General features: G+C 60.7%; 28 protein-coding genes and 1 riboswitch. Of the genes, 19 read left to right on the forward strand and 9 right to left on the reverse strand.

Annotation, left to right across the window (positions count from 1 at the left end; all coding sequences use genetic code 11):
- Positions 1-20 precede the first annotated feature (20 nt).
- From GLP52_RS00880 to GLP52_RS00930, 11 genes are all read left to right on the forward strand, one after another.
- Positions 21-929: a hemolysin family protein gene (locus GLP52_RS00880; RefSeq protein WP_093733561.1), complete on the forward strand. Its 909-nt coding sequence runs from the start codon at positions 21-23 to the stop codon at positions 927-929.
- Positions 929-2,446, forward strand: coding sequence for an apolipoprotein N-acyltransferase (gene lnt / locus GLP52_RS00885; RefSeq protein ID WP_093733562.1), 1,518 nt, complete (start codon positions 929-931; stop codon positions 2,444-2,446). Before GLP52_RS00880 ends, lnt begins: the two co-directional genes overlap by 1 nt.
- Before the next feature lie 8 nt (positions 2,447-2,454).
- Positions 2,455-2,502, forward strand: a riboswitch (SAM-SAH riboswitch).
- Between the two features lie 4 nt (positions 2,503-2,506).
- Complete coding sequence (gene metK, locus GLP52_RS00890; RefSeq protein ID WP_093733563.1) at positions 2,507-3,691, forward strand: methionine adenosyltransferase; 1,185 nt, start codon at positions 2,507-2,509, stop codon at positions 3,689-3,691.
- 248 nt (positions 3,692-3,939) lie between these two features.
- The gene (trmB, locus tag GLP52_RS00895) at positions 3,940-4,641 is read left to right on the forward strand and encodes a tRNA (guanosine(46)-N7)-methyltransferase TrmB (RefSeq protein WP_237271342.1); all 702 of its coding nucleotides are present in this window, start codon (positions 3,940-3,942) and stop codon (positions 4,639-4,641) included.
- A 90-nt stretch (positions 4,642-4,731) separates the two neighbouring features.
- A complete protein-coding gene (gene aroA, locus GLP52_RS00900; protein ID WP_237271343.1) occupies positions 4,732-6,084 on the forward strand; it encodes a 3-phosphoshikimate 1-carboxyvinyltransferase in 1,353 nt (450 codons plus the stop codon).
- Positions 6,084-6,698: a (d)CMP kinase gene (locus GLP52_RS00905; RefSeq protein ID WP_237271344.1), complete on the forward strand. Its 615-nt coding sequence runs from the start codon at positions 6,084-6,086 to the stop codon at positions 6,696-6,698. Before aroA ends, GLP52_RS00905 begins: the two co-directional genes overlap by 1 nt.
- Before the next feature lie 92 nt (positions 6,699-6,790).
- On the forward strand, positions 6,791-7,168 hold the full coding sequence (locus tag GLP52_RS00910; protein ID WP_093733567.1) for a rhodanese-like domain-containing protein: 378 nt from the start codon (positions 6,791-6,793) through the stop codon (positions 7,166-7,168).
- Between the two features lie 302 nt (positions 7,169-7,470).
- On the forward strand, positions 7,471-9,147 hold the full coding sequence (gene rpsA, locus GLP52_RS00915; RefSeq protein WP_237271345.1) for a 30S ribosomal protein S1: 1,677 nt from the start codon (positions 7,471-7,473) through the stop codon (positions 9,145-9,147).
- A gap of 277 nt (positions 9,148-9,424) precedes the next feature.
- Positions 9,425-9,709 carry an integration host factor subunit beta gene (ihfB, locus tag GLP52_RS00920; protein ID WP_093733569.1) on the forward strand — a complete coding sequence of 95 codons (285 nt, stop codon included), beginning with the start codon at positions 9,425-9,427 and terminating at the stop codon, positions 9,707-9,709.
- The gene (locus GLP52_RS00925) at positions 9,709-10,059 is read left to right on the forward strand and encodes a LapA family protein (RefSeq protein ID WP_237271346.1); all 351 of its coding nucleotides are present in this window, start codon (positions 9,709-9,711) and stop codon (positions 10,057-10,059) included. The genes ihfB and GLP52_RS00925 overlap by 1 nt, the downstream gene beginning before the upstream one ends.
- A gap of 34 nt (positions 10,060-10,093) precedes the next feature.
- A complete protein-coding gene (locus GLP52_RS00930; RefSeq protein ID WP_237271347.1) occupies positions 10,094-10,738 on the forward strand; it encodes a phosphoribosylanthranilate isomerase in 645 nt (214 codons plus the stop codon).
- Between the two features lie 19 nt (positions 10,739-10,757).
- On the opposite strand, the gene kdsA is transcribed toward GLP52_RS00930, so the two are convergent.
- The 3 genes from kdsA to GLP52_RS00945 are packed head-to-tail and all read right to left on the reverse strand — an operon-like array spanning position 10,758 to position 13,931.
- Complete coding sequence (gene kdsA, locus GLP52_RS00935) at positions 10,758-11,591, reverse strand: 3-deoxy-8-phosphooctulonate synthase (RefSeq protein WP_093733572.1); 834 nt, start codon at positions 11,589-11,591, stop codon at positions 10,758-10,760.
- Entirely contained in the window at positions 11,588-13,294 is a 1,707-nt protein-coding gene (locus GLP52_RS00940) for a capsule biosynthesis protein (protein WP_093733573.1), read from the reverse strand. The genes kdsA and GLP52_RS00940 overlap by 4 nt, the downstream gene beginning before the upstream one ends.
- The gene (locus tag GLP52_RS00945; protein ID WP_093733574.1) at positions 13,272-13,931 is read right to left on the reverse strand and encodes an ABC transporter ATP-binding protein; all 660 of its coding nucleotides are present in this window, start codon (positions 13,929-13,931) and stop codon (positions 13,272-13,274) included. Before GLP52_RS00945 ends, GLP52_RS00940 begins: the two co-directional genes overlap by 23 nt.
- Positions 13,932-14,157: 226 nt before the next feature.
- Here GLP52_RS00945 and GLP52_RS00950 point away from each other — a divergent pair, with 226 nt between their 5' ends.
- From GLP52_RS00950 to GLP52_RS00960, 3 genes are read left to right on the forward strand one after another with little or no spacing between them, the layout of a single operon-like run.
- On the forward strand, positions 14,158-14,745 hold the full coding sequence (locus GLP52_RS00950) for a uracil-DNA glycosylase family protein (protein ID WP_237273315.1): 588 nt from the start codon (positions 14,158-14,160) through the stop codon (positions 14,743-14,745).
- Positions 14,738-15,523 (forward strand): SseB family protein, encoded by a 786-nt coding sequence (locus tag GLP52_RS00955; RefSeq protein WP_237271348.1) that lies wholly within the window; start codon positions 14,738-14,740, stop codon positions 15,521-15,523. Before GLP52_RS00950 ends, GLP52_RS00955 begins: the two co-directional genes overlap by 8 nt.
- Positions 15,524-15,578: 55 nt before the next feature.
- Positions 15,579-17,000 carry an FAD-binding oxidoreductase gene (locus GLP52_RS00960; RefSeq protein ID WP_093733577.1) on the forward strand — a complete coding sequence of 474 codons (1,422 nt, stop codon included), beginning with the start codon at positions 15,579-15,581 and terminating at the stop codon, positions 16,998-17,000.
- Between the two features lie 18 nt (positions 17,001-17,018).
- On the opposite strand, the gene GLP52_RS00965 is transcribed toward GLP52_RS00960, so the two are convergent.
- Positions 17,019-17,549 (reverse strand): adenine phosphoribosyltransferase, encoded by a 531-nt coding sequence (locus GLP52_RS00965; RefSeq protein ID WP_237271349.1) that lies wholly within the window; start codon positions 17,547-17,549, stop codon positions 17,019-17,021.
- A gap of 215 nt (positions 17,550-17,764) precedes the next feature.
- Positions 17,765-18,637: an S-methyl-5'-thioadenosine phosphorylase gene (locus tag GLP52_RS00970; RefSeq protein WP_237271350.1), complete on the reverse strand. Its 873-nt coding sequence runs from the start codon at positions 18,635-18,637 to the stop codon at positions 17,765-17,767.
- A gap of 169 nt (positions 18,638-18,806) precedes the next feature.
- Here GLP52_RS00970 and GLP52_RS00975 point away from each other — a divergent pair, with 169 nt between their 5' ends.
- Complete coding sequence (locus GLP52_RS00975; protein WP_237271351.1) at positions 18,807-20,468, forward strand: SulP family inorganic anion transporter; 1,662 nt, start codon at positions 18,807-18,809, stop codon at positions 20,466-20,468.
- Positions 20,469-20,548: 80 nt separating this feature from the next.
- Here GLP52_RS00975 and GLP52_RS00980 read toward each other — a convergent pair whose 3' ends face one another.
- A complete protein-coding gene (locus GLP52_RS00980; RefSeq protein WP_093733581.1) occupies positions 20,549-21,154 on the reverse strand; it encodes a flavin reductase family protein in 606 nt (201 codons plus the stop codon).
- Between the two features lie 37 nt (positions 21,155-21,191).
- Between GLP52_RS00980 and GLP52_RS00985 the strand changes: the two genes are divergently transcribed.
- Positions 21,192-21,725 (forward strand): GNAT family N-acetyltransferase, encoded by a 534-nt coding sequence (locus tag GLP52_RS00985; RefSeq protein ID WP_093733582.1) that lies wholly within the window; start codon positions 21,192-21,194, stop codon positions 21,723-21,725.
- 53 nt (positions 21,726-21,778) lie between these two features.
- Positions 21,779-22,543 (forward strand): EcsC family protein, encoded by a 765-nt coding sequence (locus GLP52_RS00990; RefSeq protein WP_093733583.1) that lies wholly within the window; start codon positions 21,779-21,781, stop codon positions 22,541-22,543.
- Here GLP52_RS00990 and modC read toward each other — a convergent pair.
- The 3 genes from modC to modA are packed head-to-tail and all read right to left on the reverse strand — an operon-like array spanning position 22,540 to position 25,039.
- Positions 22,540-23,628, reverse strand: a complete 1,089-nt coding sequence (modC, locus tag GLP52_RS00995) for a molybdenum ABC transporter ATP-binding protein (RefSeq protein ID WP_237271352.1) — start codon at positions 23,626-23,628, stop codon at positions 22,540-22,542. The genes GLP52_RS00990 and modC overlap by 4 nt on opposite strands.
- Positions 23,625-24,314 carry a molybdate ABC transporter permease subunit gene (modB, locus tag GLP52_RS01000; protein WP_237271353.1) on the reverse strand — a complete coding sequence of 230 codons (690 nt, stop codon included), beginning with the start codon at positions 24,312-24,314 and terminating at the stop codon, positions 23,625-23,627. The genes modC and modB overlap by 4 nt, the downstream gene beginning before the upstream one ends.
- The gene (gene modA / locus GLP52_RS01005; protein ID WP_237271354.1) at positions 24,311-25,039 is read right to left on the reverse strand and encodes a molybdate ABC transporter substrate-binding protein; all 729 of its coding nucleotides are present in this window, start codon (positions 25,037-25,039) and stop codon (positions 24,311-24,313) included. Before modA ends, modB begins: the two co-directional genes overlap by 4 nt.
- A gap of 109 nt (positions 25,040-25,148) precedes the next feature.
- On the opposite strand from modA, the gene GLP52_RS01010 reads away from it, so the two are divergent.
- The gene (locus tag GLP52_RS01010; protein ID WP_093733586.1) at positions 25,149-25,607 is read left to right on the forward strand and encodes an NUDIX hydrolase; all 459 of its coding nucleotides are present in this window, start codon (positions 25,149-25,151) and stop codon (positions 25,605-25,607) included.
- 70 nt (positions 25,608-25,677) lie between these two features.
- A complete protein-coding gene (locus GLP52_RS01015; protein WP_237271355.1) occupies positions 25,678-26,136 on the forward strand; it encodes a DUF1178 family protein in 459 nt (152 codons plus the stop codon).
- Positions 26,137-26,231: the final 95 nt, after the last annotated feature.

Consider the following 26,231-nt stretch of genomic DNA (forward strand, 5'->3'; position numbering starts at 1 on the left):
ACACATAAAGACAGGACCCGATGGGCGATACAGACGGATCATCTGAGGCGGCGCAGAGCGCGCAGTTGGAAGACATAAAACCGGCCTCCGAGGCTGAAGAAACCGAAGACTCCCCCAAATCCGGTGGTTTCTTTTCGCGGGTCATGGGTGCACTCAGCGCGTCAGACCCCGAGGAAGAAGAAGAAATGACCGCGGCGCAGACCGACCGGCTTTCCACCCGCGGCATGATGAACCTGCGTCGGATGCGGGTCGAGGACGTTGCGGTGCCCAAGGCGGATATCACCGCGATACCCGTCGGCTCGACGCTGGATGAATTGGTGGGCGTGTTTAAGGAAAGCGGTCTAACGCGGTTGCCGGTTTACGACGGGACGCTCGATACGCCCGTTGGTATGGCCCACCTCAAGGATCTGGCACTGACGCACGGATTTAACGGCAGATCTGCCGAGTTTGATCTTACTGCAATGCTGCGTCCCTTGCTGTTCGTGCCGCCGTCAATGACCATCGGCGTGCTGCTGACCAAGATGCAGGCAGAACGGCGTCATATGGCGTTGGTGATAGACGAATATGGCGGCGTCGACGGGTTGGTCACGATCGAAGACCTCATCGAACAGGTGATCGGCGAGATCGAAGATGAACATGACGTCGACGAAGGAAAATACTGGACCGTTGAAAAACCGGGCTGCTACCTTGCGCTGGCCAAAACGCCGCTGGATGATTTCGAGGCAGAGATCGGGCGCTCGTTGACCGACCACGACGATGTGGATGAAGAGGAAATCGATACGCTTGGCGGGCTGGTATTTATGCTGTCGGGTCGGGTACCGGCGCGCGGTGAAGTGGTTGTGCACCCCGACGGCCCCGAATTCGAGGTCATCGATGCGGATCCCCGCCGGATCAAGCGGTTGCGTGTGCGTATGGCCGGATCTCACTGATGACACTGCGCAGTGCCGCTTGGATGCGGTTTGGGGCAGCGGTGCTTGCCGGCGTTGTCGCGGCCTTCGGGCAGGCCCCTTATGATTTGCCGCTGGTTTTGCTGGCCGCCCTCGCGGCGGTGCTGCTGATCTATCGCAGCGTTGCGACGTCGCGCCAAGCGGCGGCGATCGGCTGGGGTTTTGGCTTTGGGTATTTTATCCACGGCTGGTCATGGCTGGTGTCGCCTTTCATGGTTGATCCCGAACGCTACGCTTGGATGGCCCCGTTTGCCGTCGTCGGGCTGACCGGCGGCTTGGCGCTGTTCTGGGCCGCGGCCTTCTATGGCGCGCGCAGGCTGTCCGCGCAGGTCTGGCCGCTGATCTTCGTGCTGCCCGCGGCAGAAATGGTGCGCGGGTACCTGTTTACTGGCTTCCCTTGGGGTATGTTCTCGCAGTCTTTGGTCAACCATTGGCCGGGGCAGGGTCTGTCATTGATTGGCCCCTACGGGATGACACTTGCGGTTGTCGCGCTTGCCGTGGCCGTGGTGCAGCGCGCCCGTGGATCCGTGCTGTGTCAGGCTGCTGTCTGGGGCGCACGCGTATGCACTGTGCTGGCTTTGACCGTCCCCTTCGGCGGTCCAGATGTCGTTTTGACCCAGCATATGATCCGCATGGTGCAGCCCAACGCGGCGCAGAAAGATAAGTGGGATCCCGGCAAAATACCGGAATTCTTTGATCGTCAGCTCGCGCTGACCAGCGCTCCTCCGGCGCAGGGGGACGCGGCCCCTGATCTGATCCTGTGGTCTGAAACCGCCATCGCGTGGCCGCTGGATCTCGCCCATGGCGCGTTGACCTATATCAGCGAAGCCGCCGCCGGTACGCCCGTTGTGCTGGGGGTGCAGCGGCGCGACGACATGGCCTATTTCAACTCGGCTGTGCTGCTTGGCCCCGATGCAGAGGTCGTGCAGACCTATGACAAACACCATCTGGTGCCGTTTGGCGAATATATCCCCTTTGGCGACATTCTGGGTCGTATCGGACTGCGCGGCATGGCGGCACAGTTTGGCAGCGGCTTTTCCTCCGGTCCGGGAGCAGAGCTGATGGACCTGGGGGATATGGGTGCCGCGCTGCCTTTGATCTGCTACGAGGCCGTGTTCGCCCGCGACGTCAACGCGGCACCGGCGCGTCCGGCGTTTCTGATGCAGCTCACAAATGATGCGTGGTTTGGCAAGGGGCAGGGGCCGTTGCAGCACTTGGCCCAAGCGCGGATGCGCGCGATAGAGCAGGGCCTGCCCATGGCGCGCGTCGCCAATACCGGTGTGTCGGCGATGATTGACCCTTGGGGCCGCATCACGAAAAGCCTGGCTTTGAACCAAGCCGGATTTCTGGATGCGCGTTTGCCTGCCCCAAGCCCTGCGACACCCTATAGCAGGTGGGGCGAATGGCCTTTTCTTTTCATCACTTTGGCCGGATTTGCCCTTGTTATCCTGCGCAATCGACGCAACTTAAAGTTTGACCACAGGGGCCGGCATAGCTAAGCCCCGCTAATCGGCCACAACGGCTTCCTGACGTGGCTATGAAACCTATTGGAGCACTAAATGTCCCGCAAGAATTATACGTTCACTTCGGAATCCGTTTCCGAGGGCCACCCGGATAAGGTCTGCGACCGGATTTCCGACGCAGTACTTGACGCCTTTCTCACCGAAGAGCCCGAAGCGCGGGTGGCAGCCGAGACTTTTGCCACAACCAATCGGGTGATCATCGGCGGCGAAGTGGGCCTGTCAGACAAGTCCAAATTGGACGAATACCTTGGCAAGATCGACGGCATCGCCCGTGCGTGCATCAAGGATATCGGGTACGAGCAGGACGAATTCCACCACGCCACCTGCGAGATCACCAACCTGCTGCACCCCCAGTCGGCGCATATTGCGCAGGGTGTGGACGCGTCAGGTGACAAGGAAGAAGGCGCGGGCGATCAGGGCATCATGTTCGGTTTCGCCACCACTGAAACGCCAGAGCTGATGCCGGCGCCTATCCACTATGCTCATGCGATCCTGCGCCGTCTGGCCGAGGTGCGCAAAGACGGTACCGAGCCAACGCTGCGCCCTGATGCGAAAAGCCAGCTTTCCGTGCGCTATGAAGATGGCAAACCTGTTGGCGTGTCCTCTATCGTGCTGTCGACGCAGCACGCTGACGCGGGCCAGACCAGCGCCGACATCCGCGATATTGTCGAACCCTATATCACCCATGTCCTGCCCGAAGGCTGGATCACACCGGACACCGAATGGTGGGTGAACCCGACGGGGACATTCGTGATTGGCGGTCCTGACGGTGATGCCGGCCTGACCGGTCGTAAGATCATCGTCGATACCTATGGCGGTGCGGCACCGCACGGGGGCGGCGCGTTCTCGGGCAAAGACCCGACAAAGGTTGACCGCTCTGCTGCCTATGTCGCGCGCTATCTGGCGAAGAACGTCGTGGCCGCGGGTCTGGCAGAGAAATGCACGATCCAGCTGAGCTATGCGATCGGCGTATCAAAGCCCTTGTCGATCTATTGCGACACCTATGGCGGCGACGCCGATGTGTCGGATGCCGCGATTGAAAAAGCGATCCGCCAGATCATCGACCTGACCCCACGGGGCATCCGCGAGCATCTGGAGCTGAACAAGCCGATCTATGAACGCACAGCTGCCTATGGCCACTTTGGCCGCGCGCCCGAAGCGGATGGTGGGTTCAGCTGGGAAAAGACCGATCTGGTCGATGCACTGAAAGCCGCACTGTAAGCCGTCGCGGTATTGGACACGAAAGGGCGGCCCGTGGGCTGCCCTTTTGCTTTGGCGGGCCGTGTGGAAATTGGGCACCACGCCCCTAAGACGCGGCGCTTGCCGATAGGGATATGGCTGATGCCCTTGGTCAGGAACCCTTTGATCGGTGTCGGGCTCATCTCAAAACCGTCAGCAAGGCAGGCTTTTGCGTCGGGGGATCACGCGAAATGTTGCGCCCGTAGCCATCGCAGGCTAAAGCCAGCGCCATGACACATCCAGAACGCCCCCGCCGCAATTTCTACGGTCGCCTTAAAGGCAAATCGCTTAAGCCAAGCCAGAAAGGCTATATCGAAGAGGACCTAGAGGCGCTGTCCCCCGGTCCCGTCGATTGGGATGCGAACCCTGACCGCACACCGCTGGATCTGCCGATTTTGTTTGATGGCAAACCTGTCTGGCTCGAGATCGGCTTTGGCGGTGGTGAACATATGGTGCATCAGGCCGCCCAAAACCCCGACGTGGGTATCATCGGCTGCGAACCCTATATCAACGGGGTCGCGATGCTGTTGGGCAAGATCCGCCGCGCGGGGGTCGACAATGTGGCGATCCACCCCGGCGATGCGCGCGATATCTTTGACGTGCTGCCCGAGGCGTCGATTGACCGCGCTTTTCTGCTCTATCCCGATCCTTGGCCCAAGACCCGCCATCACCGGCGCCGCTTTGTGACGCCTGAACACCTTGAACCGCTGGTGAAGGTGCTCAAGCCCGGTGCGATTTTTCGTGTCGCGACGGATATCGAGGACTATGTGCGCCAGACGCTTGAACAGGTGCCACGCCACGGGTTCGAATGGCTGGCCGAACGCCCCGGCGACTGGAAAGAACCGTGGGGCGACTGGATTTCCACCCGCTACGAACAAAAAGCGCTGCGCGAAGGGCGCGTGCCGCATTACCTGACATTCCGCAAGATCTGAGCGGCAGGCAGGCTGGACTGACGCGGGCGATGGACGGGACAGGATCGCTGGTTTAAGACGGACTTTCAGGAAGTTTTTTGAGGGTTCTCCATGTCCAGCCACGCCACGCCCGTCCCGATGACCTCTACCGCTTGCGGCCCGCTGTCCGGCGTGGCCGAGGTGCCCGGCGACAAGTCGATCTCGCACCGTTCCCTGATTTTGGGCGCGATGTGTGTGGGGGAAACCACCATCAGCGGTCTGCTTGAAGGCGATGACGTGCTGGATACAGCCAAGGCGATGCAGGCCTTTGGCGCTGAAGTGACCAATATGGGCGGCGGCAACTGGTCCGTGCGCGGCGTCGGCGTTGGCGGTTTTGCTGAACCCGACGGGGTGATCGACTGCGGCAACTCCGGCACGGGGGTGCGGTTGATCATGGGGTCGATGGCGACATCCCCGATCAGCGCGACATTTACCGGCGACGCCAGCCTGAACGGTCGCCCCATGGCGCGGGTCACCGACCCGCTGGCGCTGTTTGGCACGCAAGCCGTGGGCCGCAAAGGCGGGCGTTTGCCGATGACCATCGTGGGGGCCGCTGACCCGGTGCCCGTACGCTACACCGTGCCGGTCCCGTCGGCGCAGGTGAAATCTGCCGTGTTGCTGGCCGGCCTGAACGCCCCTGGCAAGACTGTCGTGATCGAGGCCGAGGCCACGCGCGACCATACGGAACGGATGTTGGCGGGCTTTGGCGCTGAAATCACAGTCGAAGACACCGACGAGGGCCGTGTGATCACTCTGACCGGCCGGCCAGAACTGCAAGCGCAGCATGTCGATGTCCCGCGCGATCCGTCCTCGGCTGCGTTTCCGGTCTGTGCTGCGTTGATTGTGCCGGGGTCGGATGTGCTTGTGCCCGGCATCGGGTTGAACCCGACACGGGCGGGGCTGTTCACCACGCTGCGCGAGATGGGTGCTGATCTGACCTACGAGAATGAGCGGACCGAGGGCGGTGAGCCTGTTGCTGATCTGCGGGCAAGGTTTTCGCCCGATCTGAAAGGCATTGAGGTGCCACCAGCCCGCGCAGCGTCGATGATCGACGAATATCCGGTGCTTTCTGTCGTCGCCTCCTTTGCGCAGGGCCAAACGATGATGCGCGGCGTCAAAGAGCTGCGCGTCAAGGAAAGCGACCGGATCGATGCGATGGCCAAGGGGCTGCGCGCCAACGGGATCGAAGTGGACGAGGGGCCTGATTGGTGGGCGGTCACCGGACGGGGGCATGGGAATGTGCCTGGCGGAGCAACATGTGCCAGCCAGCTGGACCACCGGATTGCGATGTCTTTCATGATCCTTGGCATGGCCGCGGCGTCGCCCGTCAGTGTGGATGACGGGGCACCCATCACCACGTCCTTCCCGATCTTCGAACCGCTGATGAAACGTCTTGGTGCGAATGTGACACAGGGGGAAGCATAATGTTGGGATTTACCGTTGCGATTGACGGGCCAGCTGCAGCGGGCAAGGGCACCGTAGGGCGCGCTGTTGCTGCTCATTTCGGCTTTGCGCATCTGGATACCGGCCTGCTGTACCGTGCCGTCGGGGCCAAGGTGCTGGACGGCATGACCGCCGAAGAAGCCGCGCTGACTTTGCAGGCCGATGACCTCGAAGACGACCAGCTGCGCACCAATGCCGTAGCAGAGGCCGCGAGCCTCGCGGCTGCGATTCCCGCCGTGCGTGCGGCCTTGGTCGATTTCCAGCGCAGCTTTGCCATGCGAGCAGGGGGCGCGGTTCTGGACGGGCGTGACATCGGCACCGTGATCTGCCCCGATGCACCGGTAAAGCTGTTCATCACCGCCACACCAGAGGTGCGCGCGCAGCGTCGCTTTGCCGAGCTGAGCGCCAAGGGGGCAGAGGTCACACTCGAAGGGGTTTTGGCCGATGTTCAGGCGCGCGACGCGCGCGACAGCACCCGCGCCGAGGCACCCTTAAAGCCCGCCGCGGATGCGGAACTGATGGACACCTCGACCATGGATATCGAAACAGCCGTGGCCCGCGCAATCGCACTGGTGGCAGCACGGCTGGGTGTTTGAGCATATGGGAACGAATGGTGCCGTTTAACGTTGGTCCAAGACGTGCTTGGCGCTAGGCTCGGTACGACAGGAATAAACAAGAGGTGCTGATTATGAAGACCGCTCAAGATTATCTCGACGCTGCCAATGAAGTTGTCCCCAAGATGGACGCCAAGGATGCGATTGCGAAACACGCCAAGGGCGAAGGCGTCTTTATTGATGTGCGCGACTCTGGTGATATCGCCAAAAGCGGCACAATCCAGGGCGCACACCGCGTGCCGCGCGGCATGATCGAATTCCGCGCCGATGCGAACAAAGAAGAGATGTATAACCCGATCTTCAAAAAAGACGCTGAAATCTATCTGATTTGCGGGGCGGGTGGCCAAGCCGCGTTGTCGGGCAAGACCCTACACGACATGGGCTTTAGCAATGTCACCAACATCGGTGGTTTCCCCGGCTGGAAAGACGCGGGCGGCCCGACCGAAGCCTAAGCGTCACGGCGCATGACCAATGACGAAAGGGCAGGCTGTGGTCTGCCCTTTCTTATATTAGACCCCCGCATACGCAGGCTATAAAGGGTGCCAGCCCTTGCGTTTGCTGAAAAACGGGGCTATACGCGCGACTGTCTAAGGGGCGGATACACGTTTCGGGCGCAGTACATCAGGCAGGGTCGGTTTCATCCGGCCCTCTTTGTTTTGCGGATCGAATCCCATCGTGGATGACAACTTTAACCACAGACCGGCGGAGACAACCGCGCGGCCAGAAACCAAATGCTAAAGGAAAATCAAGCTACATGGCTATGAACTCAATGGAAGACTTCGAAGCACTTTTGGAAGAAAGCTTTGAAATGGACACGCCCGCAGAGGGCTCAGTTGTCAAAGGCAAGGTTATCGCGATCGAAGCGGGCCAAGCCATTATCGACGTCGGCTACAAGATGGAAGGCCGCGTCGAGTTGAAAGAATTTGCCGAGCCTGGCGAAGCTCCGAAAGTGGAAGTCGGCGACGAAGTCGAAGTATTCCTGCGTCAGGTTGAAAACTCGCGCGGCGAAGCTGTTATCTCCCGTGAGATGGCGCGTCGCGAAGAAGCTTGGGACCGTCTTGAGAAAGCCTATGCCGCAGAAGAGCGCGTTGAAGGCGCGATCTTTGGCCGTGTTAAAGGTGGCTTTACCGTTGATCTGGGCGGCGCTGTTGCCTTCCTTCCGGGTTCCCAAGTTGACGTGCGCCCCGTGCGCGATGCCGGCCCTCTGATGGGTCTGAAGCAGCCATTCCAAGTTCTGAAAATGGACCGCCGTCGTGGCAACATCGTTGTATCGCGTCGTGCAATCCTTGAAGAATCCCGTGCCGAACAGCGTGCCGAAGTGATTGGCAACCTGACCGAAGGTCAGGAAGTTGACGGTGTGGTCAAGAACATCACCGAATACGGTGCGTTCGTTGATCTGGGCGGCGTTGACGGCTTGCTGCACGTCACAGACATGGCATGGCGTCGTGTGAACCACCCATCCGAGATTCTGGCGATCGGCGAAACCATCAAGGTTCAGGTCATCAAGATCAACAAAGAGACGCACCGCATCTCCTTGGGTATGAAACAGCTGCAAGAAGATCCATGGGATCTGGTTCAAGCCAAGTACCCGCTGGAATCCACGCACACTGGCCGCGTCACCAACATCACCGATTACGGTGCATTTGTTGAGCTGGAGCCAGGCGTTGAAGGTCTGGTTCACGTGTCCGAAATGTCCTGGACCAAAAAGAACGTACACCCCGGCAAGATCGTTTCCACCAGCCAAGAAGTCGAAGTCATGGTTCTGGAAATCGATGGCGCCAAGCGTCGCGTTTCCCTTGGTCTGAAACAGACCATGCGCAACCCATGGGAAGTGTTCGCTGAAACACACCCAGAAGGCACCGAAGTCGAAGGCGAAGTCAAAAACATCACCGAATTCGGTCTGTTTGTTGGCCTGCCAGGCGACATCGACGGCATGGTTCACCTGTCCGACCTGAGCTGGGACCAGCGCGGCGAAGAAGCGATCCAAGACTACCGTAAAGGTGACACGGTTCAGGCCGTTGTTTCCGAAGTCGACGTTGAAAAAGAACGCATCAGCCTGTCGATCAAAGGTGTGGGCGGCGACAAGTTCGCAGAAGCAGTGGGCGGCGTGAAGCGCGGTTCCGTTGTGACTGTGTCCGTGACCTCCATCGAAGAGGGTGGCATCGAAGTCGAATACGAAGGTATGAAAGCCTTCATCCGTCGCTCCGATCTGTCGCGTGACCGTGCCGAACAGCGCCCCGAGCGTTTCTCGGTTGGTGACAAGGTCGACGTACGCATCACCAATGTGGACGCGAAAGCGCACCGTCTGGGCGTCTCGATCAAAGCACGCGAAATCGCAGAAGAGAAAGAAGCAGTCGAGCAGTATGGCTCCTCTGACTCCGGCGCATCCTTGGGTGATATCCTGGGTGCCGCTCTGAAGGGCGACGAATAAGCCTTAGCGCTTATCGCACACAATTTAGGGCCTCGCAGTGCAGACTGCGGGGCCCTTTTTCGTTCCGAATCGCAAGGGGGTGCATTGGAGCGGGTGAGGGCGGCTGGCCGCGCCATTCCGGGTGCCGGTGTGAATTATGGCCAAAAAATGACTGCAAAACAGCGACTTCCCGCCGTTTAATCACGATAATAGAAATTTGGATGACTTCACGAACGCGTTTGGTTTGCTATAGTCCCCTCTAGTTAAGACATAAATTGCGCACCTCGGAGGACGTTAAATGATCCGGTCAGAACTGATCCAGAAGATTGCCGATGACAATCCCCATCTCTATCAGCGCGACGTTGAGCGGATCGTGAATACCATCTTTGAAGAGATCACCGGCGCGATGGCCGCAGGGGACCGTGTCGAGCTGCGCGGCTTTGGTGCTTTTTCGGTAAAAAAACGTGACGCGCGCGTGGGACGGAACCCTCGTACTGGGGAAACGGTTCATGTAGAAGAAAAGCACGTGCCGTTCTTCAAGACCGGTAAACTGCTTAGAGATCGTTTAAACGGGAATTCCTAATGCGCTATGTTCGCTACCTCTGCATCGCAATCTTCGCCATTGCACTGATCGCGGTCGCCTTGGCCAACCGGTCTATGGTGTCGCTGAAATTGCTGCCGACCGAGGTTTCGGGCTGGTTCGCAATGAACCCTGAAATCCAGGTGCCGCTGTTCATTGTTATTCTGGGCAGCATCATCGCCGGCCTTCTTGTCGGTTTTGTCTGGGAATGGATCCGCGAATACGGCCAACGCGCTGAAGCTGCCCGTCAGGCGCGCGAAATGCGCCGGTTGGAGCGTGAAGTCGCACGGTTGAAGGGCGAGAAGTATCAGGACCAAGACGAGGTTCTGGCGTTGCTGGATCAAGCAAGCTAAGCGGGCCGATGCCCCTTAGCGCAGGAACCATTCGATGACCCAAAATTTGCATGTGAAATTCTGCGGCTTACGCAGCACGCAGGATATTGCCGCGGCGGCTGCCGCTGGTGCGCGCTATGTCGGGTTCGTCTTTTTCGAAAAATCCCCGCGCCATGTCACGATCGAACAAGCCGCTGAACTGGCTGTAGAGGTGCCGATGGGGCTGTGTAAGGTCGCGCTGACGGTCAATGCGGATGACGCCTTTCTGGACGCGCTGACTGCCGCTGTGCCCCTTGATATGCTGCAGCTACACGGCCAGGAAACACCCGAGCGTGTCGCCGAGGTCAAGGCCCGCTATGGGCTGCCGGTGATGAAAGCTGTAGGGGTCGCGGATGCCGATGACCTGCCGCAGATCGATGTCTATATGGCTGTCGCGGACCAGATCCTGATTGATGCTAAACCACCCAAAGGGGCGGCATTGCCCGGTGGCAATGGTCTGGCCTTTGACTGGCGTCTGGTCGCCGATCGCACATGGGATAAGCCGTGGATGCTGGCAGGTGGCCTGACGCCCGACAACGTGGCAGAGGCGGCGCATATGACCGGCGCACGGCAAGTCGATGTGTCTTCCGGTGTGGAAAGCGCTCCGGGGATCAAGGACGCGGGGCTGATCGCGGCATTCGGAAACGCCGCGAAGGTCTGAGTATCGGCAGGATGCCCCCTTAGAAGGTTAAGGGGTATTCCTTGGCCAGCGCGTCGAACTTCATCAGCGATGCGATAAGGGCTGGCATCTGGTCCAGATAGATCATGTTGGGCCCGTCCGACGGTGCATTGTCAGGGTCTTCGTGGGTTTCAATGAACACCGCACCTACACCAATCGCCACAGCCGCGCGTGCCATGACCGGCGCAAATTCGCGTTGTCCGCCGCTCGAACCGCCTTGCCCGCCGGGTTGCTGGACCGAATGCGTCGCGTCCATCACGACAGGGTATCCGGTCTGCGCCATCTGCGGCAGGCTGCGCATGTCGGCGACCAGCGTGTTGTACCCAAAAGAGGTGCCGCGTTCTGTGAGCAAGATGCGCTTGTTGCCGGTGGATTCAATCTTGGCGACGACATTGGGCATGTCCCACGGGGCCAGAAACTGGCCCTTCTTCACATTGACGACCTTGCCCGTATTGCCCGCGGCCAGCAGCATATCGGTTTGCCGGCACAGGAAGGCGGGGATTTGCAGGATGTCCACGGCTTCGGCGGCGATGGCACATTGGGCTTCGGTGTGAACATCCGTCAGAACCGGCACGCCGATGGACTTGCCCACAGACTGCAACACGGCCAGACCTTCGTCGATGCCAAGCCCGCGTTTGCCGCCAAGCGAGGTGCGGTTGGCCTTGTCATAGCTGGCCTTGAACACGAACTGCGCGCCGACCGCGTCGCAGGCCTCTTTCATCTGGCCGGCGATCATCTGGGCGTGTGTTTCGCTTTCCAACTGGCAAGGGCCTGCGATCACCGTCAGCGGGCGATCATTCCCGATAACGACATTTCCAACGGTGACTTGGGTCATTTTGTTACCTGTTCTTTCAGAATAGAGGAGGTCAGCGATAGCATGAGGTAGATGCCCGCAAAGATCAGAAATGTCAAAATCGTGTTCTCGAACTTGCGCGGATATGTGGCGGATTGCGACGCGACAGGGCGCACCGCGACGGTCAGATAGCGCACCTGACGGCTGGCTTCGGTACGGGCCTGTTCCATCTGTGTGAGCGATGCCTGAAGTGCTGCATCTGCGGCGGCCAAATCGGCCTGCGCCAGTTGCAAGCTAACGGCCTGCTGCGCAAGAGAGTTCGTACCCTCTGTGGCGCTGTTCATGCGGTCGTTCAGCTTGTCCAGCTGTGCGCTAAGGCGGCGCACGTCGCCTTGGGCACCGTCCACCTTGGCACGGTTGGGGCGCGGGTTGTCGAGCAGGGCAGCAAGCTCGAGTTCCTTTTCCAACAGCAGTGTTTCGTAGTTGGTGATCTGACCGCGGATCGACGCAATAACAGCCTGCGGATCGACGCCATTTTCAACTTGCAGCTTGATTAGCGCCTCCTGCGCCTCGCGGCGTTTGGCGACAGTCTGTTCATAGGCCTCGCGCGCGTCGCGCATACCGTCTTCGCGCTTTTGCTGCGACAGGGCGTTCACGCGTTCCTCGGCATAGTCGAGCAGGTGCTGAGAGAAGTCAGTGGCAACTTCCGGATCGGCGGCGATGACCTCCATCCGGATCATCCCTTCGGTGGGATCGTAGCCGATTTTGACGTTGTCCTTGTAGAATTTATACGCCTCTTCGTTTGACGCATCCGGGTTCATCCGCTGGATCGGGTCAATCTCGGGATTAGAGAAATGCTTCATAAAGCCAACGTCGCGGTCCAAGCGCAGCATAGCGTCTTTGGACTGCAGGTAACTTTGCGTCGCGATACTATCGGCAGAGTTGGCAAATTGCGTCGGCAGCAGCCCGCCAAGCGGGCCAAGCCCGCCGGTGCCCTCGTTCTGAATGATCAGGAACTGGCTGTCGGTCGCATACATCGGGGTGGCGATTTTATAGAAATAATAGCCTCCCATCACCGTGGGAAGTCCGACGAAAAACGCCAGCCGCACCGCCAAAAGCGCCATCTTGCGGCGACGACGTTTGGTGATGTCGCGCTGGATATCCGAGATTTCGCGCATCCGACGTTCCATCGGCTTAACGTCGGTGGAGGGCACATTACGCCCGCCTGTAGGTATCGTTTGCGGCAGTTGAATTCGGTTCTTGGACAGGGCCGTACCCGTGGATTTCTGATCTTGCGGGACGACGAGCTCCAGCATGTTGGAACGTTGGAACGGATCAATACCCTGATCGCGCAAGAGACGTACCGCATCAAAATCCGAGGTTGGCGCAAGCCCGTGTTTCTGGGCCACGCGCCGTGCCATCCGCAACTGGCGGCCGGTCAGCCCTTCGCGACGGATCGCGTCAATGTCCTGCTCGCCGCTGACTTCATCCGCCGAAGCAACCTCTCCGCTGCGCGGAGCCGGCGACGGGGTGGAACGCGGGGGCGCAGACGCGGGCGAAGGTGTCGTGGCTTGGGTTCTTTGGGCAGCTTGTGATGCGTTTTCCTGCGCTTCGCCTGCGACAGGCGGAACGTCGGAAGACGTAGCCGAAGCCGCCTTCGGCTTAGCCGTGTCGGTGCCCTGCGGGGTTGCCGCAGGGGCCGCGCGTTTGATGCGGAATTTTCTAGCCTTGGGTTTCGTAGTCATAAAGCTGTTTGGCCTCTTCCAAGGTGTCGAAGATATGAAGCTTTCCGCCAAGTAGTACAGCAGCGGACCGCGCGAATTGTTCCAACGTCTCGGCTTGGTGCGACACGATGATGATCGTGGTCGTTTGCAGGCGCTCTTGCAGAATTTCGCCCGCCTTGCGGTTGAACTCAACGTCTGTGGTGCTCGGCATGCCTTCGTCGATCAAATAGATGTCGAAATCAAGCGCAAGCAGCAGTGAAAAGGAAAACCGTGATTTCATCCCGGCGGAATATGTCCCGACCGGCTGGTCAAAATATTCACCCAAACCGCACAGCCAGCGGCAAAAACTTTCGACGTAATCAGGGTCTAGCCCATAGAGCCGCGCAATATAGCGGGCGTTTTCCATGGCAGAGATCTTGTTGATGACGCCGCCCATAAACCCCAATGGAAAGCTGATGTTGCAGCCCCGTCTGATTTCGCCTTCGTCCGGTTTTTCAAGCCCCGCCATCATATTGATAAGGGTCGTCTTACCGGTGCCATTGGGGGCGAGGATGCCAAGGGAATGACCCAAATCCACACGAAACGACACATGGTCCAGAATGACCTTGTGTTGCGTGCCAGTCCAAAAGGACTTGGATACGTTGTCAAATTCCAGCATGCCTGCTCCGATTGGTGCTGTTGCGGGTCTGTCGCGCCCTGTTTCCCGAGGCTTGTGCGGTGTCTAGCCCACTATTTTGACTATATTATGTCGTAGATGAGACCGTATTTACAAGGAGCCAAAGCATAGGGCACGCCGCAAGGGCAGGCCAGCGGCAACACGAAGCAGTCAACGCCCGAGCCATGCCCCGGTTGAAACCGGCACCCCGACCCTTAGGTCTAGGCACATGACAGATATCCGCCCGGAACTTAGCCAATGTACCCTGTGCGCCGACCGCTTTGCCGCGACGGCGACGGCGCATCGGCCTAATCCGGTCGTGTGGTTTCAGCCGGGGGCGCGGCTGCTGATTGCCTCGCAGGCACCGGGGTTGCGGGTTCACGAGGCCAACACGCCGTTCTGGGATGCCTCTGGTAAACGCCTGCGCGACTGGCTGGGCGTGGACGAGGCGACGTTTTATGACCGCAGCCGTGTGGCGATCATCCCCATGGCATTCTGCTTTCCGGGCTATGATGCCAAAGGCAGCGACCTGCCGCCCCCGCCGATCTGTGCGAAAACATGGCGGGCAGGGGCACTGGACACTGTGCCCGATGTGCGGTTGACCGTGTTGATCGGGGCCTATGCCATGCGTTATCATCTGCCCGGGTTCACCACAGTCACCCGCGCCGTCGCCGATTGGCAAAACCACCCGAAGGGCGTCTTTGCCTTGCCTCATCCGTCGTGGCGCAATACCGGTTGGCTCAAGAAAAATCCGTGGTTCGAGGAAGAGGTGCTTCCCCGGCTCCGCGCTGCTGTAAGGAATGTACTGGATGACTGACGCGACTCCGCTGGACATCGCCCATGCCGCCATGATGGCCGATGAAAGCGATGACGCCGCCCGCCTGCGGTTTTATGAACGCATGGCCGATGTGGAGCTGTTCCTGCTGCTCGAAGATGAACCGGACGCCGAGCAGATCAGCCCCGTTCTGCTGGATGATGCCTATGTGCTGGTCTTTGACCGAATTGAACGCCTGGCGGCCTATGTGGGCGAGCCCGCGCCCTATGTGGCGCTGTCGGGGCGTGCGGTAGCAGGCATGCTGGAGGGGCAACCGCTGGGCATGGCGGTCAACCTTGATGTGGCCCCGTCGGCGATCTTGTTGCCCGACAGCGCGGTGGCATGGCTGCGCGAAACGCTCGCCCACGAAGCCGGAGAGGTCGAAGCCCGCATTGACCGCGTCCTACCGCCGACCGGCCTGCCCGAAACGCTGATCGCCGCGATTGATGCCAAGCTGGCGACCGCCACAGGCATGGCGGCGGGGGCTTGGCTGGTCGGGGTTGAATACACTGGCGGCGGGCGCGGGCATCTGCTGGGCTTTGTCGGCGCAATCCCGCGGGCCCAAGATGCGCTTGTGCGTGCGGCATCCGAGGCGCTGACATTCTCGGGTATCGATGCGGGCGCAATGGATGTGGGCTTCTTCGCGCCCTCTGACCCGACGGTTGAAAAACTGTCGAAAGTCGGGCTGCGTTTCGATCTGCCGCAGATGGACCCGCTGGAGAAAACCCCACGGATGGAGGCTCCCGGATCTGATCCGTCCAAGCCGCCGATCCTGCATTAACCGGTACCCGCCAAAGCCGCTTGCATCCCGCCCCGCTTGGCGCGATCAATAGGCCATGACATTGAACCCCGCCGATCCCGCATTCGAGGCCGCGTTGCGTGCCGATCTGTCGCCCGACGTGTTCCGCGAGGTCGAACCGCGCTATCTGGAAGAACCACGTGGGCTCTATGCGGGGAAATCCGCAGTACTGGCGCTGCCGCGCACGGTCGAAGAGGTCGCGACCCTGATCCGTCACGCCAATGCAGCGCGGGTCGGTGTGATCCCCTACGGCGGGGGCACCGGATTGGTCGGGGGGCAGGTGGCCGAATCCGGCCCCGCACCGCTGATCCTGTCGCTGGAACGCATGAATAAACTCCGCGCGGTGTACCCTGATGAGAACGTGCTGGTGGCCGAAGCGGGGATGATCCTGTCAGACGTGCAAGCCGCCGCCGAAACCGCCGACCGCCTATTTCCCTTGACGCTCGCGGCCCAGGGTTCTGCCCGCATCGGGGGCAATCTGGCGACAAACGCAGGCGGTACCGGCGTGCTGCGCTATGGCAACGCCCGTGATCTGTGTCTGGGCCTTGAGGCGGTGCTGCCCGATGGCCAGATCTGGAACGGGCTGACCCGATTGCGCAAGAACAACACCGGCTACGACTTACGTCATTTGCTGGTCGGGGCCGAGGGCACGCTTGGCGTCATCACCGCCGCGGCGCTGAAACTCTTTCCGCGTCCGGCCAAGACGGGAACCGCGCTGCTGGTCGTGAACTCTCCGGCAGCGGCGCTGAAACTGCTGTCGCTCGCGCGCAGCCAGCTGGGCGAGATGATCAGCGCCTTTGAAATCATGAATGGCGTCGGGCTGGATTTCCTGACCGAAAAAATGCCCGAGCTGCGCCAGCCCTTCGACACCCCCCCTGAATGGAGCGTGCTGATCGAATTGGGGCTCAGCGGTGAACTGGACCCGATGGCATCGCTTGAAACGCTGTTCGCCGCCGCCTTTGAGGCGGATCTCGTCACCGACGGGCTGATCGCGCAAAGCCAGCAGCAGTCCGAAGATTTCTGGGCCGTCCGCGAGATGATGCCCCATGCCAACCGCCAAATCGGGTCGATCTCCAGCCATGATATCTCGGTCCCCTTGGGGGCGCTGCCTGAGTTTATCATTCGGGCGGGCGAAAAAGTCACAGCACTTGGGGATTTCAGGATCAACTGTTTCGGTCATGTGGGCGACGGCAACCTGCACTATAATGTTTTCCCCGTGCAGGGGCGCAGCCGCGAGGACCATCTGGACGACCGTGGCGCGATCAAGGCGGCGATCCACGATCTGGTGCATGAATTGGGCGGTTCTATCAGCGCGGAACACGGCATCGGGCGGCTCAAGGTCAAAGACCTCGAACGCTATAGCGATCCCGCGAAGCTGTCGGCGCTGCACGCGATCAAGGCAGCCTTGGACCCCAAGGGAATCATGAACCCCGGCGCGATGTTCCCTGCGCCGGAGTAAGGGTGTCGACGGCGCGGCTTACGCGCCGTCAAAGGCGCAGAGCGCGTTGACTTCCATCCCCATGGCTTCCAGCCGCTTGCGCCCGCCAAGTTCCGGAAGGTCGATGATAAAGGCACAGGAGACGATCTCGCCGCCCAAACGCTGGATTAGCTTGATCCCCGCCTCGGCGGTGCCGCCAGTGGCTAGCAGATCATCGACGACCAGAACCTTCTCACCGGGTTTGATCGCGTCGTCGTGCAATTCGACAATCGCCTCGCCGTATTCGAGCTTATATTCCTGAGAGATGGTGCGACCGGGCAGCTTGCCCTTTTTGCGGATCGGTACGAACCCCACCGACAGCTGGTGCGCAATTGCGCCGCCCAGAATAAATCCGCGCGCCTCAAGCCCGACGACCTTGTCGATGTCGATACCGGCATAGGGGTGCAGCATCTGGTCGATGGCCATACGGAACCCGCGCGGGTCGGCGAAAAGCGTGGTCACATCGCGAAACATGATCCCTTCGTGAGGGAAATCGACAATGGTACGGATGTAATCTTGAACCTGTTTCATGCAGTGCTCCGGTCGTTGGGCTTTGGTCGGTCGCCACACCAGCGCAACAACCGCGCCACAGCGTTAAGCGACCCGCCCTCTGTCAGCAAGCATGTTCCACAGCGCGGCCGCGCCGGACATCACGTCAAGACCGCACCGCCTGTCTTCATTTTGCCAAATAAACTCACCTGCCACAGCACCCGCCATGGGCGCTGCGACAGCGTTTGCAGCGCGCCCTAAAGCACCCGACCGGCGACGGCATCCAGCTTGGCCACCAGTGATGCGTCGCGCATTTCGGGCTGGGTCATGATCGCATACTCCAGCGCGCGGTCGCAGCCATGCGGGCAGGGGGCACGGTCGGCTCCAAGCAGCTTTGGTAGGCGCGCGACCAACTGCCGGCCCTTGTCGGCGTTGCCCGTCAGCGTCTCGATGATCTTGGTCACGTCAACCTCGCCATGATCCGGATGCCAGCTATCGTAATCCGTGATCATCGCGATCGACGCATAGCAAAGCTCTGCCTCGCGGGCCAATTTAGCTTCGGGCATATTGGTCATGCCGATCACATCCGCGCCCCAGCTTTCGCGGTACATCTTGGATTCGGCCAGCGTGCTGAACTGCGGGCCTTCCATCGCCAGATAGGTACCGCCACGGTGCACATTGATGCCAGCGTCGCGCGCGGCGGTTTCGCACGCGTCACCCAAACGCGGGCAGGTGGGGTGCGCTACGCTGACATGGGCCACGCAGCCGGTGCCAAAGAACGACTTTTCCCGCGCAATGGTCCGGTCGATGAACTGGTCCACGATGACAAAATCACCCGGTGCCATTTCATCGCGGAACGACCCGCAGGCAGACACACTGATCACATCCGTGCAGCCCAGCCGTTTGAGCGCGTCAATATTGGCGCGGTAGGGCACGCTTGAGGGCGCATGCACATGCCCGCGACCGTGTCGCGGCAGAAAGGCCATTTCTACCCCGTCGAGCCTGCCGGTCAGGATTGCATCCGAAGGCGGCCCCCACGGGCTTTCCACGGTAAGCCACTCGGCCCCCTCCAACCCATTGATATCATAGATGCCGGAGCCGCCGATCACGGCGATTTTAGTCTGTGTCATGAAGGTGCCTTTGGATTGAGTTGGCGGCAGAGTATCAAGCGTAGCCCTTAGGGAAAGCCTCAAATCCGGGGTCGGACCCTCCCGTGCCTTTCATTTTGTTCACGTTTCAGCTAGGAGGCGGCAACGACCTTTCCAACTTATTGATGCGATTTGACCCGAAGGATGCCCGATGGCGCGTACCACGTTCCGTAGTTTTACCAAAAATCTTGATGTGACCGACCTGCGATGGATGCCGGGAGAGGGGTTCTCTCCCTCGCGTCTGCGCATTGAACTTTTGTCGGGTCTGACCGTCGCTCTGGCCCTCGTGCCCGAAGCGGTGGCCTTTGCCTTTGTTGCGGGTGTGAACCCGTTGGTGGGGCTGTATGCGGCGTTTCTGGTCGGTCTGATCACCGCGTTGATCGGGGGGCGTCCGGGGATGATCTCTGGCGCGACAGGGGCCTTGGCCGTGGTGATGGTGGCCTTGGTTGCGCAGCACGGTGTTGAATATCTGTTCGCCACAGTGGTGCTCATGGGGCTGATCCAGATTTTTGCGGGCGTCATGCAATGGGGCAAGTTCATGCGGCTGGTGCCGCATCCCGTGATGCTGGGCTTTGTAAACGGTCTGGCGATTGTTATTTTCCTTGCCCAGATGGGCCAGTTCAAAGTGCCGGGCACGATGGTTGATACAGGGCACGGCATGTCGGGCGGCGAATGGCTGTCGGGCAGCCCGTTGTATCTGATGCTGGCGCTGGTTGCCGCGACCATGGCGATCATCTGGATCATGCCACGTTTGACCAAGCTTATCCCCGCGCCGCTTGCAGGTATCGGCATCATCGCCATTCTGGTGATCGCGACCGGCATGGACGTACCGCGGGTGGGGGATCTGGCCTCTATTGAGGGTGGCTTCCCGATGTTCCACATGCCGTTTGGCGAGGGGCTTGGCCTGTATGGCACCGCTTTGGCCCCGTTCAACCTTGAGACGCTTTATATCATTCTGCCCTATGCCGTTATTCTCGCGGCGATCGGCCTTATTGAATCACTGCTGACACTGAACCTGGTCAGCGATATGACAAATACCCGCGGCGGTGCCAGTCAGGAATGTATCGCACAAGGCGTGGCGAATACCGTAACAGGCTTCTTTGGCGGTATGGGCGGTTGTGCGATGATCGGCCAGTCGATGATCAACGTCAAATCAGGCGGGCGCACACGGGTTGCGGGGATCGCTGCGGCGGTGTTCCTGCTGCTGTTCATTCTGGTCGGCGCGCCACTGATCGAACAGATCCCGCTGGCAGCACTGGTCGGGGTGATGTTCATGGTCGTGATCGGCACCTTCGCGTGGAACTCCTTTGGTATTCTGCGCAAAGTACCGCTGACCGATGCCTTCGTGATCCTGCTGGTCACCGTCGTCACCGTATATGAGGACCTTGCGGTCGCGGTGGTCGTCGGTGTGATCGTGTCGGCGCTGGCCTATGCGTGGAACAATGCGCGTCGCATCCACGCCAAAACCTACACCACGCCCGACGGGGCCAAGGTCTATCAAATTCAGGGGCCTTTGTTCTTTGGGTCTTCTGAGGGGTTCGTGGAGCTGTTCAACGTCAAGGGCGACCCCAGTGAGGTGATCGTCGATTTCGAGGACAGCCGCGTGGTGGATCAATCTGCCCTTCAGGCGATCGAGACGATTGCCGCGAAATACGAAGGCGCGGGCAAGCGTATCCAATTGCGCCACCTCAGCCGCGATTGTCACCGTTTGCTGAAGAAGGCCGGGCATCTGATGATCGATAGTGACGATGATCCCGAGTATCAGGTCGCCGTGAACTATCAGGTTCGTACCGGTATCCTTGGCGGCCACTAATCCGCCCGACCGACTGAAACGAAAAAGCCCCCGATGCAAACCGCATCGGGGGCTTTTGTTTTTGTGCTGAAAAGGTCGGATCAATCGTCGGGGCGGATGATCTCGAACACGTCGGTCACCCGGGCGTAATCGCGATAGCCCAAGCGGGAAAGGGGCTGGTAGGTCGTCACATCGAACCGCCCGTCCTTGATGCAATCGTCGCGCATATGCACGCCCACAACTTCGCCGAAGACGGCAAAGTTGTTCTCCCCTTCGATTTTGACCATCTGGGTCATGCGGCATTCCAGACTGGCAGGCGCCAGTGCGACACGTGCGCAGCTGATCTGGTCGCAGTCCGCTTTTTCGATCCCCGCATGACCGAATTCATCGGCTCCATGAGGCAGTGTGGCCGAAGAAGCGTTCATCGCATCGCGCATCGCATATTCAACAATGTTAACACAGAAGACGCCGGTTTCACGGATATTCGCCATGCTGTCCTTGGTCCCGTCCACATCGGCTTTGGTGCCGGTTGACGCAAACATCACCTGTGGCGGCGTATAGGCAACACCATTGAAAAAGGAGTAGGGGGCCAGATTGTCGTTCCCGTCCGCATCGCGGGTTGAAATCCATCCGATGGGGCGCGGTGTGACAATCGCGTTGAACGGATTATGGGGCAGCGGGTGGCCATCTTGCGGGCGGTAGAACATCAAAATCTCCTCATGGTTTGCACCTATGGCTAGCGCCATGATAAAGGCAGCGCCACAGGAAAACCGTCCAGAGGGCCACGCCTTGTATCACATCACCCCCGAGACGGCCGCAGATCGCTGGGAAGTCGAAGCATTATACGACACCTGCTTTGCGCCCGGGCGCGAGGCGCTGTCGTCCTATCGCCTGCGTGATGGCGTGCCGCCGGTGGCAGGGCTGAACCATGTGGCACGTGACGCGGGTGGTATCCTTGCCGGGGCTATTCGCTATTGGCCAGTCTGTATTGCCACCCATCCCGCGCTGTTGTTGGGGCCGGTTGCTGTGCACCCCACGCGTCAGGGCGAAGGGCTCGGCGCGTTGCTGATCGAAGGGAGCCTCGCGCAGGCGGCCCCACTGGGGTGGTCGCGGGTGATGCTTGTGGGGGATGCGCCTTACTACAACCGGTTCGGGTTCAGTTTGCTGTCCGAGGTGGTGATGCCGCCGCCGACAAATCCTGAACGGGTGCTTGGCCGTGCGCTGGTAGAAGGCGCATGGGAGGGCATTTCAGGGGATGTCACTGCTTGGCCACATTGAAAGTGGCGAGGCATTAGCCCACATTCTAGCGAAACAGGCAGAGGCTCCGGAAAATGCAAATCGAAAGCAACCTACCCAGCACCATTGATGTAGAGGCACGGCTGGACCAGATCGCCAAGCGCTACAAGAGTGCGGGCGGGGTGGGGATCAACGTGTTGAATGTCATCGGCGGTAGCGCCGAAGGCCTCATCGACAAACTACCATCGCCGATACGGCGCAATCTTGAAAGCGCAACCGTCAAGGCGCTGGGCCAGGCAATGAAGGCTGCGACCACGACACGGTCGATGGTGCCGGATCAGAAAAGTTGGTTGAACATTGCAGTGAGCGCGGCAATGGGGGCTGCGGGCGGTGCAGGTGGTTTGCCCACGGCGCTGGCAGAACTGCCGGTGACGACCACGCTGCTGCTGCGCGTCATTCAGGGCGTTGCGGTCGAACACGGGTTCGATGCCCATGCGGAAAACGTGCAATTCGATTGCGTGCAGGTGTTCAGCGCCGCGGGGCCGTTGTCAGAGGATGACGGCGCCGATTTGGCGTTTCTGTCGGCGCGGGTCGCGCTGAGCGGGCGGGCCATGCAGGCGGTGATTGCTAAAGTGGCACCGCGTCTGGCGCTGGTCTTGGGGCAGAAGCTGGCCGCGCAGGCGGTGCCGGTGCTGGGGGCGGTGGCCGGTGCGGCGACCAACTATGCCTATACCAGCTATTACGAAGATATGGCCCATGTGCATTTCGGGCTGCGCAAGCTGGCGATTGATGCGGATGTGCCCCACGAAGAACTGGTCGAGCGGCTGCGCGCCAAGGTCGGGCTGCGTAAGATCGCTTAGCGTCCGATGCTGCCCGGCGCGACCGTGGTTGCCTTGAGGATCGCAAAGCAGCTCTTACCAGGTACCAGCCCCAGTTCGGCAACAGCGCGGGCGGTCACGCGGCTAAGCAACCGGTCGCGTCCCGCCCGTAGGGCAATCGCGGCCCCCGGTCCGTCGCCGGGGTGAACCGCCTCGACCGTGACGGGCAGCACATTGACCGAGCTTAGCCCCTCGGGGCGGGTCAGGGACAGGATCACATCCTGGGCCAGAACCCGCAGTCGCACGCGCGCACCTGCCTCGGCGTGAACACCGGGCAGTTCCAGCTCTCCGGCGCTGATCCGCAGGGTCGTGATCCCGTCATTCCCATGTTCTACGACATCCGCCTCGATCACGGCACCTGCCTCGCGGACACCAAGCAGGGGTACGGCGGCGGGGTCTGACATGACATCGAACAGCGGGCCTTGCGCCTGCACTGTCCCGTTCTGGATCAACACTAGTGTATCGGCCAGCCGCGCGATCTCGTCCACCGCGTGGCTGACATACAGGATCGGCAGCCCCAGCGGCCCGTCGCGCAGCCGTTCAAGAAAGGGCAAAATCTCTTGCTTGCGGGGGCCGTCCAGACTGGCCAGCGGTTCATCCATCAGCAGCATGCGCGGGTGGCTTAGCAAGGCACGCCCCAAGGCGACCCGCTGTTTCTGGCCGCCCGACAGGGTGGCAGGGGCGCGGGCCAGCAAGGTTTCTAGGCCCAACAGGGCGACCACATCCTTTTGGGCGGGGCCGGTGCTGCCGCGCGGCGCATAGCGGGCCCCAAACATCAGGTTCTGTGCCACGGTTAGATGCGGGAACAGCCGCGCGTCCTGAAACACCGTGCCAAGGCGGCGCTTATGCGGGGGTACATAGATGCCGCCTTCGGTGTCCAGCAGCACCTCGCCATCGATCACGACGCGCCCGCGGTCAGGCTGCAAAAGCCCCCCAACCGCGTTGATCACGGTCGATTTTCCGGCCCCCGACCGGCCAAACAGCGCAGTGATGCCCGGCCCGGCTTCAAGCGCGAGGTCCAGCGCAAAGCCGTCAAAGCGATGCGACAGGGACAGCGAGAGCGTCATGCGCCTGCAATCCGTTTTGCAACGCGGCGAGCCAGCACCTCGGACAAAAGCACAGCGCTTACTGCGATGACCGATGACATAAGCACCATCGCCACCGCCTGACCCTCACCACCGGGAATTTGCAGCGCGGCCCAGATGGCGCTTGGCAGAGTCTGGGTCTGGCCGGGGATATTGGCGACAAAGGTGATCGTGGCCCCAAACTCGCCCATGGCTTTGGCAAAGCCCATAACGGTCCCCGCCAGCACACCGGGCAAGATAAGCGGCAGGGTGACGCGGGCGAAAACAGCGGCGCGGGGGGCACCCAAGGTTGCGGCGGCGTCCTCGAGTTTGGGGTCCACCGCCTCTATCGCCAGCCGCATGGCGCGGACCATCAAGGGGAACCCCATGATGATGGCCGCCAGCACCGCGCCGGACCAATGGAACGCCAGTTGCAATCCGATGGCGTCCAATGCGCGGCCCAAGGGCGCGTTCCGCCCGAAGGCCATCAGCAGCAGATAGCCCGTCACCACAGGCGGCAAAACCAGCGGCAGGTGCACGGCGGCATTCAGCAGCGCCTTGCCCCAGAACTCACGTCGCGCCAGCAACCACGCCACCCAAAGCGCAAGCGGGATCGCCAGAAGCGTCGCCCAACAGGCCACCCAAAGCGATAGGCGCAGCGCGTCCCATGCGGCGGCGTCTACCGTCATTCGGGCCGCGGCTCAAAGCCGTAGCGGGCAAAGACCGCACGTGCCCTATCCGAGCGCAGATGCGCCATGAAGGCGGCCCCGCTGTCCGTCAAAGCCGCGGCAGGGTAGGTGATCGGGCTGTGTGTATCCTTTGGGATGTCATAGACGATGCGAACCTGTGGCTCTGCCATAGCGTCGGTGCGGTAGACCACACCAAGCGGCGTCTCTGCCCGTGCAACAAGGGCAAGGGCGCTGCGCACGTTATCTGTTTCTGCCAAATGCGCAGAGATGGCTTCCCATTGTCCGGTCTTTTCGAACCATTCACGCGCATAGATACCAGCGGGCACAGCGTCGCGCTGCCCCATAGCCAGCCGTGCATCGCCAAGGGCACCTGCCAGATCGGCAGGGTCGGGTGCGATGTCGCTGTCGGCGGGGGCGATCAACACCAACCCATTGCCCAGCAGATCAACCACGGCGTCGGGATCAACCGCGCCGCGATCGCGCAGCCAGTCCATCCAGACCGGCGCGGCCAGCAGGACCACATCGGCAGGGGCCCCCGCATCAACCTGCCGCGCCATGGTGCCCGATCCGCCAAAGGATAGCGCCACATCACCGTCATAGCCGCGCGCGACCTCGTCCAGCGCGCCGCGCAGGCTGGCAGCGGCAAAGACGGTCACCGAAGGCTGCTCGGCCATCGCGAGGGTGGGCAGTAATACTGCAATGACATGAGGCAAAAAACGTTTCATCCGCGCAGTATCAGTCAAGCGGTTGGGGCGTGCAAGGGCGACGGGTCTTGTCAACTTGGCACAGGTAGGCTTTTCTTGATGCACCATCTTCGGAGACAGAGTTCCTCGCATGAAACAGTTGCCCATATCCCTGCAAGGTGCCCGCAAGGGAGAGGTAAGAACCCAGTTCGCGGCGCTGTGCTATCGCGTGCGTCAAGGCAAGGTGCAGGTGCTGCTGATTACCTCTCGGGGGGCAAAACGCTGGATCGTGCCAAAGGGCTGGCCGATGGATGCCAAGACCCCCGGTGCAGCCGCCGCACGCGAGGCGTGGGAAGAGGCAGGCGTCAGGGGGCGCGTCACGGGGGGCTGTCTGGGCGTCTATGCATACCTCAAGGCGATGGACGACACTGCGCAGTTGCCTGTCCTCGCCATGCTCTACCCGATCGAGGTCAAGATATTGGCCGATAAATATCCCGAAGCGGGTCAGCGGCGACGCAAATGGATGTCGCGCAAGAAGGCTGCCAAACTGGTGTCCGAGCCCGAGCTGGCGCGGATGATCCGCGATTTTGATCCGCGCGGGCGAAGCTAAGCCGCTTGACGGGGCCGGATCGCACCCCCATTTTAGATACCTTAACGACGAGAGGATGCCTGCGGGCGCGATGATCAAGTTTTCGCTGAAGTGTGAACGCGACCACCAGTTCGAAAGCTGGTTCAAATCTGCCGCCGCCTTTGATGCGCTGGCGCAGGCGGGGCATTTGACATGTGCGATATGCGGGTCGCCCGAGGTTACCAAAGGCATGATGGCCCCGCGTGTCTCGACCGGCGACGCCCGCACAAACAGCCCTAAGGATGACACGAAGCCGGACACGGCGGTGCCCGTCCTCTCGAAACCGCAAAGTGAGCTGGAAAAGGCGTTGAAAGCCTTGCGCAAAAAAGTCGAATCTTCGTCGGAATATGTCGGCAACAATTTCGTTAAAGAAGCCCGCGCCATGCATCTTGGCGATGCGCCTGACCGGTCGATCTATGGCGAAGCCCGTCTGGACGAAGCTGTCGCCCTGATCGAAGAAGGTATCCCGCTGACGCCACTGCCGTTCCGGGCCAAACGCTCCACCTCTTAGGACCGGCTGAACAGGGGCGGGCCCCGTGTTGTATACCTGTGCACTCCCAGCGGCCTGCGGGCTTGCTAAGGGCGGCGCTTGCGCGTACACCGCGC

Source organism: Sulfitobacter sp. M22 (assembly GCF_021736025.1).
Taxonomy (GTDB): domain Bacteria; phylum Pseudomonadota; class Alphaproteobacteria; order Rhodobacterales; family Rhodobacteraceae; genus Sulfitobacter; species Sulfitobacter litoralis.

Excerpts from the sequence above, each read along its gene's own strand:
- GLP52_RS00930 (WP_237271347.1), top strand. The coding sequence starts at position 10,094 with ATGACCCAAAATTTGCATGTGAAATTCTGCGGCTTACGCAGCACGCAG.
- GLP52_RS00950 (WP_237273315.1), top strand. The coding sequence starts at position 14,158 with ATGACAGATATCCGCCCGGAACTTAGCCAATGTACCCTGTGCGCCGAC.
- trmB (WP_237271342.1), top strand. The coding sequence starts at position 3,940 with ATGACACATCCAGAACGCCCCCGCCGCAATTTCTACGGTCGCCTTAAA.
- GLP52_RS00985 (WP_093733582.1), top strand. The coding sequence starts at position 21,192 with ATGATAAAGGCAGCGCCACAGGAAAACCGTCCAGAGGGCCACGCCTTG.
- GLP52_RS00960 (WP_093733577.1), top strand. The coding sequence starts at position 15,579 with ATGACATTGAACCCCGCCGATCCCGCATTCGAGGCCGCGTTGCGTGCC.
- GLP52_RS00925 (WP_237271346.1), top strand. The coding sequence starts at position 9,709 with ATGCGCTATGTTCGCTACCTCTGCATCGCAATCTTCGCCATTGCACTG.
- GLP52_RS00945 (WP_093733574.1), bottom strand. The coding sequence starts at position 13,931 with ATGCTGGAATTTGACAACGTATCCAAGTCCTTTTGGACTGGCACGCAA.
- lnt (WP_093733562.1), top strand. The coding sequence starts at position 929 with ATGACACTGCGCAGTGCCGCTTGGATGCGGTTTGGGGCAGCGGTGCTT.
- rpsA (WP_237271345.1), top strand. The coding sequence starts at position 7,471 with ATGGCTATGAACTCAATGGAAGACTTCGAAGCACTTTTGGAAGAAAGC.
- modA (WP_237271354.1), bottom strand. The coding sequence starts at position 25,039 with ATGAAACGTTTTTTGCCTCATGTCATTGCAGTATTACTGCCCACCCTC.
- aroA (WP_237271343.1), top strand. The coding sequence starts at position 4,732 with ATGTCCAGCCACGCCACGCCCGTCCCGATGACCTCTACCGCTTGCGGC.
- metK (WP_093733563.1), top strand. The coding sequence starts at position 2,507 with ATGTCCCGCAAGAATTATACGTTCACTTCGGAATCCGTTTCCGAGGGC.
- modC (WP_237271352.1), bottom strand. The coding sequence starts at position 23,628 with ATGACGCTCTCGCTGTCCCTGTCGCATCGCTTTGACGGCTTTGCGCTG.
- GLP52_RS00975 (WP_237271351.1), top strand. The coding sequence starts at position 18,807 with ATGGCGCGTACCACGTTCCGTAGTTTTACCAAAAATCTTGATGTGACC.
- GLP52_RS00980 (WP_093733581.1), bottom strand. The coding sequence starts at position 21,154 with ATGTTCTACCGCCCGCAAGATGGCCACCCGCTGCCCCATAATCCGTTC.
- GLP52_RS01015 (WP_237271355.1), top strand. The coding sequence starts at position 25,678 with ATGATCAAGTTTTCGCTGAAGTGTGAACGCGACCACCAGTTCGAAAGC.
- GLP52_RS00970 (WP_237271350.1), bottom strand. The coding sequence starts at position 18,637 with ATGACACAGACTAAAATCGCCGTGATCGGCGGCTCCGGCATCTATGAT.
- GLP52_RS00940 (WP_093733573.1), bottom strand. The coding sequence starts at position 13,294 with ATGACTACGAAACCCAAGGCTAGAAAATTCCGCATCAAACGCGCGGCC.
- ihfB (WP_093733569.1), top strand. The coding sequence starts at position 9,425 with ATGATCCGGTCAGAACTGATCCAGAAGATTGCCGATGACAATCCCCAT.
- GLP52_RS00880 (WP_093733561.1), top strand. The coding sequence starts at position 21 with ATGGGCGATACAGACGGATCATCTGAGGCGGCGCAGAGCGCGCAGTTG.
- GLP52_RS00990 (WP_093733583.1), top strand. The coding sequence starts at position 21,779 with ATGCAAATCGAAAGCAACCTACCCAGCACCATTGATGTAGAGGCACGG.
- GLP52_RS00955 (WP_237271348.1), top strand. The coding sequence starts at position 14,738 with ATGACTGACGCGACTCCGCTGGACATCGCCCATGCCGCCATGATGGCC.
- GLP52_RS00965 (WP_237271349.1), bottom strand. The coding sequence starts at position 17,549 with ATGAAACAGGTTCAAGATTACATCCGTACCATTGTCGATTTCCCTCAC.
- modB (WP_237271353.1), bottom strand. The coding sequence starts at position 24,314 with ATGACGGTAGACGCCGCCGCATGGGACGCGCTGCGCCTATCGCTTTGG.
- GLP52_RS00910 (WP_093733567.1), top strand. The coding sequence starts at position 6,791 with ATGAAGACCGCTCAAGATTATCTCGACGCTGCCAATGAAGTTGTCCCC.
- GLP52_RS00905 (WP_237271344.1), top strand. The coding sequence starts at position 6,084 with ATGTTGGGATTTACCGTTGCGATTGACGGGCCAGCTGCAGCGGGCAAG.
- GLP52_RS01010 (WP_093733586.1), top strand. The coding sequence starts at position 25,149 with ATGAAACAGTTGCCCATATCCCTGCAAGGTGCCCGCAAGGGAGAGGTA.
- kdsA (WP_093733572.1), bottom strand. The coding sequence starts at position 11,591 with ATGACCCAAGTCACCGTTGGAAATGTCGTTATCGGGAATGATCGCCCG.